This is a genomic window from Lysinibacillus sp. A1 (assembly GCF_000801965.1).
GTDB lineage: Bacteria > Bacillota > Bacilli > Bacillales_A > Planococcaceae > Lysinibacillus > Lysinibacillus fusiformis.
This window is the reverse complement of record NZ_JSZM01000001.1, coordinates 223695-237236: the sequence shown is the minus strand read 5'-3', so window position 1 is coordinate 237236 and position 13542 is coordinate 223695. Positions and strand designations below refer to the sequence as shown.

The window sequence follows — 13542 nt, the reverse complement described above, 5'->3', positions numbered from 1 at the left end:
TTTGGTTTGTGTAGGGTGCCATTGCCCAATAAAAAAACGAGAGGAGCCATTCCTCTCGTTTTCTACTTATGTGCCACAAAAAGTTCGATATGGTTGATTAGACGGTTCTGGTAATGAAGCATATTCCTGTTGTTCATTCGTGTGGGCAAAGGGCTGTGCCAGAGCTGTCACTAATTTATTCATCACGCTATAGTCTCCCCGCTCTACAGCTGCTTCTAATGCCTCCTCCACCCTGTGATTACGTGGAATAACAGCGGGATTATGCTGACGCATCAATTGTTGTGACATGTCTTTTGTTTGTGACTGTCTTGCTAATCGTGCAAGCCATTTTCGATGCCAGCCTTTAAATGCTGATGACTTCCACAATGAGGTTTTATCAATGTGGTCAAAGCTTAGGGCGATGAACGTATTAGTATAATCCGCTCGGTCCTGTTCCATGAGCTGTAAAAGTTCTTCTATAAGCTTCATATCCTCTTGCTCTTCATCGAATAACCCTAATTTTGCTCGCATTCCTTTCAGCCAGTTTTGAGCGTACAGCTTAGGATATTGTTCTAGGGTAGCTTGAGCAAGTTCAATGGCCTGCTCTTCATTTTCATGAATTAAGGGAAGTAATGCCTCTGCCAAGCGTGTTAAGTTCCAACCACCAATGTTTGGCTGGTTACCATACGCATAACGCCCTTGTCGATCAATTGAACTGAACACTGTCGCTGGGTCATAGGAATCCATAAAGGCACACGGTCCATAATCAATGGTTTCCCCACTGATGGTCATATTATCTGTATTCATCACCCCGTGAATGAAGCCCACTAACTGCCACTTTGCTATAAGAGATGCTTGTTTATTAATGACTTCCTGCAATAAATAAAGATAGCGATTCGTGTCACCGTGTTGATTTGGGAAATACCTTTCTATTGCATAATCCGCTAAAATCTGGAGTTCCTCGTCTGTACCCCATTGTGCTGCATATTGAAAGGTCCCTACCCGTAAATGACTGCTGGCAACTCTCGTAAGGATAGCACCAGGTAGATCAGTTTCACGGATAATCGTTTCACCTGTGCTCACTACCGCTAAACTTCGGGAAGTGGGAATCCCCAACGCAAACATCGCTTCACTAATGATGTACTCCCTAAGCATAGGCCCCAATGCGGCTCTTCCGTCTCCACCACGAGAATAAGGTGTTCTGCCAGACCCTTTTAGCGCGATATCCATACGCTCATTAGAGGGTGTTATTTGCTCACCATATAAAAGTGCCCGTCCATCACCTAACATATTAAAATGTCCAAACTGGTGTCCTGCATAAGCCTGCGCAATAGGAATACTACCATCAGGGGCTTTATTACCGGCTAATACGGCTATGCCCTCTTCGCTTTTTAAAGCTTGACTATTTAATCCTAGTGACGCAACTACCGCTTCATTTAACAGGACTAATTCAGGTAAACGCACAGGGTTTAACGTCATATCGGAATAAAAAATACTTGGTAGTTGAACATAGCTATTGTCCATTTTCCAGCCAATTGTCTTTTCCATATTTTCTCCTTTGTTACCTTTTCCATTTATTTTTTCTATTTCAACATCATTCATTCCTAGTCAATTTTACCACCCCATATAAAAATCCGCTTACTTGAAGAGTAAGGCGGATTTTTAAGTCGTATTAATTTCGTTGGAAAGTATGACTTGACATACATTGTTGATCATCCGTCCAAAATTCCACTGTAAAAGTCGAATCTTTTATTTCTAGCACGGCAAAGCTTTTTTCTTTGCGACCCCGTGGCTTTAATAAGCTTCCTGGATTAATAAATAAAATATGATCCATCATTTCAGCCCCGAGAATATGAGAGTGACCAAAACAAACAATTTGGGCATTCAATTCTTTTGCCCGATAGGTTAGAGACAACATAGAACTTTTTACATTAAATAAATGACCATGAGTCACCAAAATTCTTACGCCATCGACTGTAAAAATTTCTTCCTCAGGAAAAGCTTCCTCCCGATCACAGTTCCCTCGTACTTTTTTCATTCCTTTTAATGCATCATGTACATAAGGAAGCTCACTATCACCACAATGTATGCGAACATCTATTTCAGGATAAAAATTTCTAACCTTGTCGATCACCTGACAGTCGCCATGTGTATCGCTCATGATAAGTATTTTCATGAATACCACCTCTTATTTAATAAGATTCGGCAATTGCTCCTTCAACTTACGAATAGCATTACCTCGGTGAGAAATAGCACCTTTTTCTTCTGGCGTAAGCTCAGCCATCATACGATCTAGACTTGGAACAAAGAAGATTGGATCATAGCCAAAGCCATTCGTCCCACGTTTTTCATGTGCAATCACGCCCTCACAAGTACCAAATACAGTCGTCGTTTCAAAATCTGGACCTGCAATAGCAATACAGCAGCAGAATCGAGCGGTACGTTTGCCATCTTCTACCCCTTGTAGGTTTTCTAACAGCTTCACCATATTAGCTTCATCATCATGATCACCAGCATAACGTGCAGAGTAGACCCCTGGCTCACCATTTAATGCATCTACTGCTAAACCACTATCATCAGCAATCACAATGGTACCAAGATTTTTCGCTAGGGCTTCTGCCTTTAAGATTGCATTTTCTTCAAATGTTGTACCTGTTTCTTCTATTTCCATGTCTGGTGCTACTTCAAACATTGTGACAACTTCATAACCAAGTGGGCCAAATAATGCTTCGAAATCTTTGGCTTTTCCTTTATTTTTTGTTGCGATCACTACCTGTTTCATATTATTTCCCTCCGACCATGTTTGCTTGTTCAGCAAGCGCTGTTTTTTGGAGCTCAACTAATTGCTGGATGCCTTTTTCACCTAATGCTAATAAATCATTCAATTCTTCACGAGAGAATGTTGCTTCCTCGCCAGTACCTTGTAATTCTACAAAGCGACCTGCACCTGTCATAACAATATTCATATCAACAGCAGCAGCCACATCTTCTACATAATTTAAATCTAAAACAGCACCCTGTTCTTCTACAATCCCTACACTAGTTGCGGCTAAAAAATCGGTTACAGGAAACTTGACGAACGGTTTTTCTTCCGCAAATTTAGCAATTGCCTGTGTCATCGCAACAAATGCTCCCGTAATGGAAGCTGTACGAGTGCCACCATCTGCTTGAATCACATCACAATCGATCCATACTGTACGCTCTCCAAGCGCCTCTAAATCGACCACAGCACGTAATGCACGCCCAATTAGGCGTTGAATCTCCATCGTACGTCCATTGACCTTCCCACGTGATGATTCACGCGGTGTACGTTGAGCAGTTGCACGAGGTAGCATCGAATATTCAGCTGTGATCCAGCCTTTCCCTTGCCCGCGTAAAAAGCCAGGCACTTTGTCCTCGATTGTTGCTGTACAAATTACTTTTGTATTTCCTACTTGAATTAAGACCGAGCCCTCTGGGTGTAATAAATACTCCCCATCCATTCTTACAGGTCGCAGTTCATCTGCCATTCTTCCATCAAATCTTGTCATTTTTATTGTTCCTCCTAAAAACTTTCGCGCCCTCATCTTATCATAATTTATTTCTTCAAAAAAGTACTCAATGATTATGTAAAATGCTGAAAACGGCAAAAATCAGCCTAGCCCATCGCTAAGCTGATTTTTTATTTTAATGTAATGCGTTTTATGTCGAGAGTACCTTGCTCCAACCAATTTTCAGCGATTGAACGGAAAATTGGAACAGAACCAGTTGCAAAAAATTTATGAGCAGGCACTGTATTTGCATTTGCTAAAGTGCCATTATAAGCTAGCATTTCTTGAACATCCTTTGCTGTTTCTTCCGCAGAAGATAAAACATTCACTTCATCTCCTACGACAGCTTCAATTTGTTTTTGTAAAATAGGGTAATGTGTACACCCTAAAATAACCGTATCAAATTGCTGATTTTTCAACGGCTTTAAGCCTTCTGCTATTAACTTCGTCGCAAATTCACCTTTATATTCGCCACTTTCTACAAGTGGAACAAAAGTTGGACAGGCTAGTGGAATAATATGTGTTGACGTATTAAGTGACAGTAAGGCCTCTTCATATGCACCACTTTTAATTGTTCCTTCTGTTGCAAGCACAACGACTTCATGTCGCTTCGTTTTCTTTACAGCTGCACGTGCGCCAGCATTTATAACGCCTAGTACCGGAAAAGGCATATTTCTTTGTAAACTTTCGAGTGCTACTGCAGTCGCTGTATTACAAGCAATAACGAGCATCTTAACATTCATTTTTTCTAGCGCTTTCGCCATTTGCCAAGTGAAGTTCCGTACTTCCTGACGGCTTCTTGGACCATATGGACATCTTGCTGTATCGCCAATATAATAAATCGTTTCGTTTGGCAATCGCTTCATAATTTCTTTTGCTACGGTTAACCCGCCTACTCCTGAATCAATAACGCCTATCGGGGCATTCATACTTTCCGCCTCAATCCTGTTTCATGTGTACATGTAGTTTTTCTAGGTAGCTTGATAATTGCGCGACTTCTTGCTCATCAAAACCAACAAGCATCTCTTGCAAATATTGCTGTCTTTTTTCTATAACCTCTTGAATAATACGTTCGCCCTTTTCGAGAAGATGAACAACAACGACACGGCGGTCATTTTCATCACGCATACGCTTGACTAATTCATTTTTCTCCATACGGTCCACTAAATCTGTTGTCGTGCTAAAAGCTAAATATAAACGGTTTGATAATTCGCCAATTGTAATATCACCAAGCTCTTCTAACCACTGTAATGCAACAAATTGTGGCGGCGTAATCGCATAGTCGGAAACAATTTCTCTTCCCTTTTGCTTCACGATGGCCGCTATATAGCGTAATTCCTTTTCAACCGTTGCAACGGTTTCAGGTGAGTGTTTTGTTACTTCATCCGACATATAACTATTTCACTCCTAAAAATACGTTGAATAGTTCTATTTTGTCGTTTTTTTCACGAAATAGCAAGTGTCCATTAGTCTAATTTAAATTCTTCTAAGCGTAACAGCTCAATTAACGCCTGAGATCGATTTGTTACACCTAGCTTTTGAATTGTATTGGAAATGTGATTTCGCACTGTTTTTTCACTAATACCAAGCTGCTCTGCAATATCTCTCGTTGTTTTTTCAGCTAATAAAAGCGCAAATATTTCACGTTCTCGGTTCGTTAATAGAGAACGATGATGAGAGCCATTCATTCAGTTACACCCTCCTCCCCCGCACGTATTGTAACTTATGTTAAGGGGCTTGAAGCGGTGACGGCTATTTGCATGATTATTACATGTTTCCTTAAAAATTTCGGAAATTGCTTCGACATTTTTATAAATTTTATGTAAAACATAATTCCTACTATTCTCATAATTATTTATGCAATAGCCATACCCACTAATGAGGGATAATTTCCAAACTAATCAAGTGCGCTCTTTCTTCTTTAGAAATCGGTACACTTTTACCTGTTCCAGGGTCCATTTGCACAATTGTACCTCGACCTGTAAAGCACACTTCATCTCTTTGATTTTTTGCTAAATAATGAATATCCATTGATGAACTTCCAACTTTCGCTATCTTAGTGTAAATTCGTAGCACGTCATCAAAGAAAACCTGTTTTACATAATCACATTGTAAATCAGCTACAATCGGTATACTCTTTACATTCTCGTCAGCTACAGACGGCATTAAAATACCTACATGTCGGAAATAATCAATTCTTGCCTGTTCAAAATATGTAAAGCTTACCGTATTATTCATATGCCCATACATATCTGTTTCTGAAAATCGTACTCGTGCCTCACTATAAAAGGAAAAACCCTTTTCCCACTCTTGGAAGTCTTCAATATAATTTGCTTTCATATTAGCACCATCCCCTATAATTAATTGGCCATCTTTTTTAGTTTGGTTCAGACAGCCCATAAATAATGAATACAAATTCATTATAAAAGAAAATGCTATATGATCATAGGAAAAACCAAAATTCCCTTATTTTATTGCTACATCTCTTTTCTTTCTATAGTATGGTTTTTCCTTGAACTATGCTAACTATGTTTATATCACAATAAAAAACTCCCTCACACTAAGTGTAAGGGAGTCAGCTTGTCCGATATTAGTCTACGAAGTGGTCAGAACCGAAGAAGTTACGGAACATTTGCACTGTAGTAGCACGGTTTAATGAAGCGATTGATGTTGTTAAAGGAATACCTTTTGGACATGCAGCAACACAGTTTTGAGAGTTACCACAGTTTGCAAGGCCTCCATCGCCCATAATAGCATTTAAACGTTCATCTTTAATCATTGCACCAGTTGGGTGAGTGTTGAAAAGACGTACTTGTGATAATGGAGCTGGCCCGATGAATGAAGCTTTTTCAGACACGTTTGGACATGCTTCCATACATACACCACAAGTCATACATTTAGATAATTCATAAGCCCATTGACGTTTACCTTCTGGCATACGTGGACCTTCACCTAAATCATAAGTACCATCGATCGGTACCCATGCTTTCACTTTTTTTAGCGCGTTGAACATACGTTCACGGTCAACTTGTAAGTCACGAATAACAGGGAATGTTTTCATTGGCTCCAATTTAATTGGCTCAGTCAATTGGTCAACAAGTGTTGAACATGATTGACGTGGACGGCCATTAATAACCATTGAACATGCACCACAAACTTCTTCTAAACAGTTCATATCCCATGATACTGGCGATGTATTTTCACCATTTTCAGTAACAGGATTTTTTTGAATTTCCATTAAAATAGAAATTACGTTCATACCATGACGGTAAGGCACTTGGAATTTTTGCCAATAGCTATTGCCGCCCTGTGTATCTTGACGTAAGATTTCAACTTTAACCATTCTTCCAGTATTAGCTGCGATTTGCATAACTTTTAGTCTCCTTTCGCAGAGTAGTCGCGTTTACGTGGTGGGATTAAAGAAACGTCGACTTCTTGGTACGTGATGATTGGATTACCAGTAGCTGGGTCAAACTTCGCCATTGTTGTTTTCAAGAATTGCTCGTCATCACGGTTAGGGAAATCAGGCTTATAGTGCGCACCACGAGATTCATTACGTAATAATGCACCTTTTGTCATTACTTTCGCAAGCACTAACATATTTTTAAGCTGACGTGTAAAGTGTGCGCCTTGATTACTCCATTTTTGTGTATCGTTGATGTTGATGTTGTTCCAACGCTCAGTAAGGTCATCAAGTTTTTTCAATGTATCTTCAAGCTGATCATTGTAACGTACTACAGTCATTGTAGCAGTCATCATTTCACCAAGCTCTTTATGCAGTAAGTAAGCGTTTTCTGTGCCTTCCATTTTCATGATAGCATCCCATTTCGCTTGTTCTTCTGTTACGCGAGCATCGTAAATCTCTTGTGGAATATCTTCTGCATGCTTTTTAAGATGTTTTACATAATCTACTGCGTTTGGTCCTGCAACCATACCGCCATAGATAGCAGATAATAATGAGTTCGCACCCAGACGGTTTGCACCGTGTTGAGAGTAATCACATTCACCTGCTGCAAATAGACCAGGAATTTCAGTCATTTGGTTGTAGTCAACCCATAATCCACCCATTGAATAGTGAACTGCTGGGAAAATTTTCATAGGTAATTTACGTGGGTCATCTCCTACGAATTTTTCGTAGATTTCGATGATACCACCAAGTTTAACGTCCAACTCATGTGGATCTTTATGAGAAAGATCTAGGTATACCATGTTTTCGCCATTGATACCAAGTTTTTGGTTTACACAAACGTCGAAAATTTCACGTGTTGCAATATCACGTGGCACTAAGTTACCGTAAGCTGGGTATTTTTCTTCTAAGAAGTACCAAGGTTTACCGTCTTTATAAGTCCAAATACGACCACCTTCACCACGAGCTGATTCTGACATTAGACGGTTTTTGTCATCTCCAGGAATCGCTGTAGGGTGAATTTGAATGAACTCACCATTCGCATATGAAGCACCTTGTTGGTACACGATAGAAGCAGCAGAACCTGTGTTAATAACAGAGTTTGTTGTTTTACCGAAAATAATACCAGGGCCACCAGTCGCCATAATAACAGCGTCTGCACGGAATGATTTAATTTCTTCTGTACGCATATCTTGCGCTACGATACCACGGCACACGCCGTCTTCATCGATAATAACACCAAGGAATTCCCAGTGCTCATATTTATTTACTAAACCAGCTACTTCATGAGAACGAACTTGCTCATCAAGCGCATATAGTAATTGTTGACCAGTTGTTGCACCAGAGAAAGCTGTACGGTGCATTAAAGTACCGCCAAAACGACGGAAATCTAATAATCCTTCTGGTGTACGGTTGAACATAACACCCATACGGTCCATTAAATGGATAATGCCAGGTGCTGCATCACACATACCCTTAACTGGTGGTTGGTTCGCTAAGAAGTCCCCACCATATACTGTATCATCAAAGTGGATCCATGGAGAATCCCCTTCACCTTTTGTATTTACTGCACCATTAATTCCGCCCTGCGCACAAACAGAGTGTGAGCGTTTTACAGGAACTAATGAGAATAAATCAACTTCAGTACCAACTTCAGCTGCTTTAATCGTTGCCATCAGACCGGCAAGACCACCGCCGACAACAATTACTTTGCTTTTCGCCATGATTATTTCTCACTCCTCTTAAAAAATTGCAATGATTGCATGTGCTCTATTGTAGCTCTATTGAATTATACGAAAGCTAAAATAGCAGCCACACCAACTACACTTAGAATTACGAAAATAATGTTTGTTACGTAAGTAGCAATCTTTTGAGACTGAGGAGATTGTACAATACCCCAGCTTACTAGGAATGCCCATAAACCGTTAGATAAGTGGAAAGTTGCTGATAAAATACCAACAATGTAGAATCCAAGCATGAATGGATTAGCAACAATATTCGCCATCATGTCGTAATCAACGTGTGCTCCAAGTGCTTTTTGAATACGAGTTTGGAAAATATGCCATGCAATGAAAATCACTAGGAATACACCAGTGAAACGTTGTAATGAGAACATCCAGTTACGGTATGTGCTGAAACGTCCTGTGTTTGGTGAAGCAGTGAATGCAATGAACACTCCATAAAATGCATGGAACATCAATGGAATATAGATGACAATCCATTCAACTAGGATAAGGAATGGAATCTTTTCCATTACTGCGGTAGCATCGTTATAACTATCTGCCCCGCCTGTTGCTGTAAAGTTAATGAACAGGTGCATCGTTAAAAACAGACCTACTGGAATGATCCCAAGTAGAGAATGTAAGCGACGCCATAAAAACTCTCGATCTTTCGACAAGACTGTTACCCCCCTTAGTACTTAAAATAGCACAACAAAAGAAGTCATCATTTTGTAAATGATACTTCATTGACTGTGTATTTCATCATGGTACAATATTATGACATGTTTATTGTACTCTCAAGAGCTACGAGCGTCAAGGCAACTCGGAGTTTTTCATAGAGCTTATTAAAGAACTAATCTAGTGCATAATGCGTCGTTTTTTCTCGAAAAATCTACCATTACTTTATTAACGTTAAATTATAAGAAAATTCTAAGAAAGAAGGATAACAATGTTAAACACTCCATCTCCTACAATCTCATCCTTTGGTTATGAGATCATTCGCGATCATATTCTATCTTCTGTACTCGGTAAACATGAGGATGATGTCCTTTATTGGGCAGGTAAAGAGCTTGCGCGCAAGTTTCCATGTAAAAGTCAAGACGAACTAATCGCATTTTTCGCAGATGCCTGTTGGGGTACATTAGAGCTAATGAAAGAATCGAAGGACGGACGTATTTTCCAGTTGACAAACGACCCTGAAATCTTGCAAATCAAACAACGCAGCTTCAGACTTGAGGCAGGATTTATAGCTGAACAGATTCAGCTAGCTAAAGGCTATTTGACAGAATGTTATGATGAAAAACGTGAAAAGCAACATTACGTTATGTTTACAGTCAAATGGGACGTGAAGGAACGAATTATGCATACGATTCCAACAGAATAACAAAAAAAGGATTGTCTCCCATACAATAAACGGGATGACAATCCTTCCTTTTATTTCGGACAATTACAGAAAATGCTGTTTCTTCTATTATTATATGTAAAGAGCCTGCTCTAAATTAAATTCATCATGCAATGCATTTGCTGCACGAATCATTTCATCCTGCGGTACTACAACAGACACTTTAATTTCTGAGGTGCTCACCATCTTCACAGGGATATTTTCACGACGTAAACGATCGAACATGCGAGCAGCGACACCTGGATTCGAGACCATACCGGAGCCAACTATCGAAACTTTCGCTAATCCAATTTCGAAATCAGCAAAGCTAAAGCCAAGTGATACTTTGCTATCCTCTAAAACACGTAAAGCTTCTGCAAATTCTTCTTTCAAAATCGAAAAGGACACAGTTGGTTTTAATCCATCAATGATTGCTTGAACAATGATATCCACGTTGATGCGATTTTCAGCAAGAGTTGAAAATATATCCGCTAATGAAGCATGTGAATAAGCATCATACCCAATTGTTAAACGAATAACATCTGATTCAAAGGCCACACCACGCACTACTAAATTTTTCTCCATCTCTACTTCCTCCTTCAATAAAGTACCTACTGACTCCACTAAACTAGAGCGTATGATCACTGGCATTTGGAACTTTTTAGCTAACTCCACTGCACGTGGATGAATGATGTGTGATCCTAAATGTGCTATCTCTAACATTTCATCATAGGAAATTTCCTGTAGTTTTTGCGCCTTTACAACAAAGCGTGGATCTGCTGTATACACACCATCAACATTCGTGTAAATGTCTGTCCGCTCAGCATCTAATGCAACAGCAAGTGCAACGGCTGTCGTTTCCGTTCCACCTTTCCCAAGCGTTGTTATATTTTGGTCATTATCAATGCCTTGATCTCCAGCAATAACGACGATTTGTCTTTGCAGCAAATGCTCATCGATACGGCTAACATCGATATGATTGATCCTTGCATGACTATGCATAGGATCCGTGTAAATGCCAGCCTGCCAGCCTGTTAGTGACACCGCATTATAGCCAGCTTCTTGTATTGCAATGGCAAACACGGAGCTGGATAACTGAGAGCATGAAGATACAGCTGCATCTAATTCACGTTTTGACACATCATCCGTGAAATGAAGTACGCTCATTTTCACATCCTGTATCGTTTGTCTCATCGCACCAACTACTACTACCACATCGAACCCTCTATCTCTTTCAGCAATTGCTTTTCGAGCAGCATCTTGAATTTGTTCGGGCGATGCTAAAGCAGCCCCTCCAAATTTCATCACTATTCTAGACATTTCTTTTGTTCTCCTTTCCAGTCATGTAATTCACCTAAAATGAGGTGTAAAACAGCCTCTAGAAAACTAAAAAGGCAGCCTTCACAAAACGTGAAAGCTGCCTATAACATGTACAATAACAAAACTTGCGCATGTGTGATAGCTCTCCGAAACGTTTAGAATCGACAGTCTTACATTTTTTAAATGCAAAACCAGTACAACAGCGGAAACAACAATGCTGTACTTCGGCAAGCTCCCCTTTCACGCAATGTCTTAGGATTTGTTCATCCTCTTTTGCGCTACTTTTGAATCTTGCACCTCTATCATCACCTTAAAAGTGATTATATTAAATTTTTCCGCCCTCATCTAACAAGTGGGCTGTTAACATTGGATCACAATGTTATTTACAACCTTAGCATATGTCTATTCCTTTGACAATGACTCCTGCTGAAAATAGGCATAAATCTGAATTGCTAAATTAGCTGGCATCCCAGCTTCCTGTAAAGCTAGCTCACTAGCCTCCCGTATTTTCTTCACGGAACCAAAGTGTTTCAGTAACTGCTGTTTTCGTTTTGGACCGACACCTTCAATTTGATCCAGCACAGATTGGATAGCATGCTTTTCATGCTGTTGACGCAAGAAGGTAATCGCAAAACGATGGACTTCATCTTGTATTCGCTGCAATAAATAAAAACCGTCACTTGTGCGTTTTAAGGCAATGACCTCTGGTGGATCACCAAACAATAGCTGGGATGTATTATGCTTGTCATCCTTTGCTAAACCAGCAATAGGTATAACTAGTCCTAATTCATCCTCTAATACTTCACGCGCAACTTCCATTTGACCTTTACCACCATCAATTAGCACTAAATCTGGTAATGGAAGACCTTCCTTCAAAACACGGATATAGCGTCGACGAATTACCTCTTGCATAGCACCATAATCATCATGCTTGGCTGCTGTACGGGTTTTATATTTGCGATATTCCTTTTTGGCGGGTTTGCCATCAACGAAAACAACCATTGCAGATACGGCATCTGTTCCATGCATATGACTATTATCAAAAGCTTCAATTCGTAATGGTGTCGTTATGCCCATCGCATCACCAAGTGCCTCGCATGCACCAATAGTACGTTCTTCCTGCCGTTCGATAAGCTGGAATTTAGCGGACACTGCAATTTCAGCATTTTTCGTCGCTAAATCTACCAACTCCTTTTTTTGACCTCTTTTTGGCGTAAGAACTTTGATACCTAACAATTCTGTTAAAATGGCACCATCAATTGCTTGCGGAATAAAAACTTCTTTTGGCTTAATATGCTCTGGTTTTTCATAAAACCGTCCCACAAATGTTAGGAACTCTTCCTCTGCGTCTTGATAGATCGGGAAAATAGAAACATCTCGCTCGATCAGTTTACCTTGCCGAACGAAGAAAACCTGAACACACATCCAACCTTTTTCCACAGCATAGCCAAAGACATCACGGTTAGTAGTGTCACTTGATACTATTTTTTGCTTCTGCATAACTGTATCAATATGGGCGATTTGATCACGAAACTCCTTAGCTCGTTCAAACTCTAAGTTTTCGGCAGCCGCAAGCATTTTTACTTCAAGCTCCTTTTTGACTGCCTCCACACCGCCGTTTAGAAACTTCGTCATATCCTCAATCATTTCCTGATAAACATGACTATCAATTTCTTTCACACAAGGTGCTATACATTGACCCATATGATAATACAAACAAACTTTTGAAGGTAGCTGCACACATTTTCGTAGTGGATATAAACGGTCCAACAGCTTCTTTGTTTCGCTTGCCGCATAGGCATTGGGATACGGTCCAAAATATTTAGCCTTATCCTTTTTTACTTTACGTGTCGTAATTAGACGAGGATGTTTTTCATTCGTAATTTTTAAATATGGATACGTCTTATCATCTGTTAACATGACATTGTATTTTGGATCATGCAGTTTGATGAGATTCAGCTCTAAAATGAGTGCTTCAATATTTGATGATGTCACGATATACTCAAAATCTTCTATTTCGCTTACAAGTCTTTGCGTTTTACCTTCATGTGTTCCTGTAAAATAAGAACGAACACGATTTTTCAGTACCTTCGCTTTACCGACATATATAATTGTCCCCTGTCGATCTTTCATCAAATAGCAGCCAGGCTGGTCTGGTAGAATATCCAGTTTACGCTTGATTAAATCGTTCATTACCTACCTGCC

General features: G+C 39.8%; 14 protein-coding genes and 1 riboswitch. Of the genes, 1 reads left to right on the top strand and 13 read right to left on the bottom strand.

Annotation, left to right across the window (positions count from 1 at the left end; translation table 11 throughout):
* Nucleotides 1-66 precede the first annotated feature (66 nt).
* The 11 genes from PI85_RS01065 to PI85_RS01015 form a co-directional block, all read right to left on the bottom strand.
* On the bottom strand, nucleotides 67-1527 hold the full coding sequence (locus PI85_RS01065; protein WP_036127306.1) for a YdiU family protein: 1461 nt from the start codon (nucleotides 1525-1527) through the stop codon (nucleotides 67-69).
* A 124-nt stretch (nucleotides 1528-1651) separates the two neighbouring features.
* The gene (locus PI85_RS01060; protein WP_036119407.1) at nucleotides 1652-2155 is read right to left on the bottom strand and encodes a metallophosphoesterase; all 504 of its coding nucleotides are present in this window, start codon (nucleotides 2153-2155) and stop codon (nucleotides 1652-1654) included.
* 12 nt (nucleotides 2156-2167) lie between these two features.
* Entirely contained in the window at nucleotides 2168-2761 is a 594-nt protein-coding gene (locus tag PI85_RS01055; protein WP_036119410.1) for an XTP/dITP diphosphatase, read from the bottom strand.
* 1 nt (nucleotide 2762) lies between these two features.
* Complete coding sequence (gene rph / locus PI85_RS01050; RefSeq protein ID WP_036119413.1) at nucleotides 2763-3509, bottom strand: ribonuclease PH; 747 nt, start codon at nucleotides 3507-3509, stop codon at nucleotides 2763-2765.
* Nucleotides 3510-3640: 131 nt separating this feature from the next.
* Nucleotides 3641-4438, bottom strand: a complete 798-nt coding sequence (racE, locus tag PI85_RS01045; protein ID WP_008179152.1) for a glutamate racemase — start codon at nucleotides 4436-4438, stop codon at nucleotides 3641-3643.
* A 10-nt stretch (nucleotides 4439-4448) separates the two neighbouring features.
* Nucleotides 4449-4901, bottom strand: coding sequence for a MarR family winged helix-turn-helix transcriptional regulator (locus tag PI85_RS01040; protein ID WP_008179154.1), 453 nt, complete (start codon nucleotides 4899-4901; stop codon nucleotides 4449-4451).
* A gap of 74 nt (nucleotides 4902-4975) precedes the next feature.
* Nucleotides 4976-5197 (bottom strand): LuxR C-terminal-related transcriptional regulator, encoded by a 222-nt coding sequence (locus tag PI85_RS01035; RefSeq protein WP_004226437.1) that lies wholly within the window; start codon nucleotides 5195-5197, stop codon nucleotides 4976-4978.
* A gap of 187 nt (nucleotides 5198-5384) precedes the next feature.
* Complete coding sequence (locus tag PI85_RS01030; RefSeq protein ID WP_036119416.1) at nucleotides 5385-5849, bottom strand: thioesterase family protein; 465 nt, start codon at nucleotides 5847-5849, stop codon at nucleotides 5385-5387.
* Between the two features lie 250 nt (nucleotides 5850-6099).
* On the bottom strand, nucleotides 6100-6879 hold the full coding sequence (gene sdhB, locus PI85_RS01025; protein WP_008179159.1) for a succinate dehydrogenase iron-sulfur subunit: 780 nt from the start codon (nucleotides 6877-6879) through the stop codon (nucleotides 6100-6102).
* A 5-nt stretch (nucleotides 6880-6884) separates the two neighbouring features.
* Nucleotides 6885-8639: a succinate dehydrogenase flavoprotein subunit gene (gene sdhA, locus PI85_RS01020; RefSeq protein WP_036119419.1), complete on the bottom strand. Its 1755-nt coding sequence runs from the start codon at nucleotides 8637-8639 to the stop codon at nucleotides 6885-6887.
* Between the two features lie 65 nt (nucleotides 8640-8704).
* Entirely contained in the window at nucleotides 8705-9313 is a 609-nt protein-coding gene (locus PI85_RS01015; RefSeq protein ID WP_036119422.1) for a succinate dehydrogenase cytochrome b558 subunit, read from the bottom strand.
* Between the two features lie 272 nt (nucleotides 9314-9585).
* Between PI85_RS01015 and PI85_RS01010 the strand changes: the two genes are divergently transcribed.
* On the top strand, nucleotides 9586-10020 hold the full coding sequence (locus PI85_RS01010) for a YslB family protein (protein WP_036119424.1): 435 nt from the start codon (nucleotides 9586-9588) through the stop codon (nucleotides 10018-10020).
* 90 nt (nucleotides 10021-10110) lie between these two features.
* On the opposite strand, the gene PI85_RS01005 is transcribed toward PI85_RS01010, so the two are convergent.
* Complete coding sequence (locus PI85_RS01005; RefSeq protein ID WP_036119426.1) at nucleotides 10111-11337, bottom strand: aspartate kinase; 1227 nt, start codon at nucleotides 11335-11337, stop codon at nucleotides 10111-10113.
* Between the two features lie 131 nt (nucleotides 11338-11468).
* Nucleotides 11469-11647: riboswitch (Lysine riboswitch) on the bottom strand.
* A 92-nt stretch (nucleotides 11648-11739) separates the two neighbouring features.
* Nucleotides 11740-13530: an excinuclease ABC subunit UvrC gene (gene uvrC / locus PI85_RS01000; protein ID WP_036119428.1), complete on the bottom strand. Its 1791-nt coding sequence runs from the start codon at nucleotides 13528-13530 to the stop codon at nucleotides 11740-11742.
* Nucleotides 13531-13542 lie beyond the last annotated feature (12 nt).

What these genes read in the sequence shown, in the direction of transcription:
- PI85_RS01005 (WP_036119426.1), bottom strand. Translation starts at nt 11,337, where the DNA reads ATGTCTAGAATAGTGATGAAATTTGGAGGGGCTGCTTTAGCATCGCCC.
- sdhB (WP_008179159.1), bottom strand. Translation starts at nt 6,879, where the DNA reads ATGCAAATCGCAGCTAATACTGGAAGAATGGTTAAAGTTGAAATCTTA.
- PI85_RS01040 (WP_008179154.1), bottom strand. Translation starts at nt 4,901, where the DNA reads ATGTCGGATGAAGTAACAAAACACTCACCTGAAACCGTTGCAACGGTT.
- PI85_RS01060 (WP_036119407.1), bottom strand. Translation starts at nt 2,155, where the DNA reads ATGAAAATACTTATCATGAGCGATACACATGGCGACTGTCAGGTGATC.
- PI85_RS01055 (WP_036119410.1), bottom strand. Translation starts at nt 2,761, where the DNA reads ATGAAACAGGTAGTGATCGCAACAAAAAATAAAGGAAAAGCCAAAGAT.
- PI85_RS01010 (WP_036119424.1), top strand. Translation starts at nt 9,586, where the DNA reads ATGTTAAACACTCCATCTCCTACAATCTCATCCTTTGGTTATGAGATC.
- rph (WP_036119413.1), bottom strand. Translation starts at nt 3,509, where the DNA reads ATGACAAGATTTGATGGAAGAATGGCAGATGAACTGCGACCTGTAAGA.
- racE (WP_008179152.1), bottom strand. Translation starts at nt 4,438, where the DNA reads ATGAATGCCCCGATAGGCGTTATTGATTCAGGAGTAGGCGGGTTAACC.
- uvrC (WP_036119428.1), bottom strand. Translation starts at nt 13,530, where the DNA reads ATGAACGATTTAATCAAGCGTAAACTGGATATTCTACCAGACCAGCCT.
- PI85_RS01035 (WP_004226437.1), bottom strand. Translation starts at nt 5,197, where the DNA reads ATGAATGGCTCTCATCATCGTTCTCTATTAACGAACCGAGAACGTGAA.
- PI85_RS01030 (WP_036119416.1), bottom strand. Translation starts at nt 5,849, where the DNA reads ATGAAAGCAAATTATATTGAAGACTTCCAAGAGTGGGAAAAGGGTTTT.
- PI85_RS01065 (WP_036127306.1), bottom strand. Translation starts at nt 1,527, where the DNA reads ATGGAAAAGACAATTGGCTGGAAAATGGACAATAGCTATGTTCAACTA.
- sdhA (WP_036119419.1), bottom strand. Translation starts at nt 8,639, where the DNA reads ATGGCGAAAAGCAAAGTAATTGTTGTCGGCGGTGGTCTTGCCGGTCTG.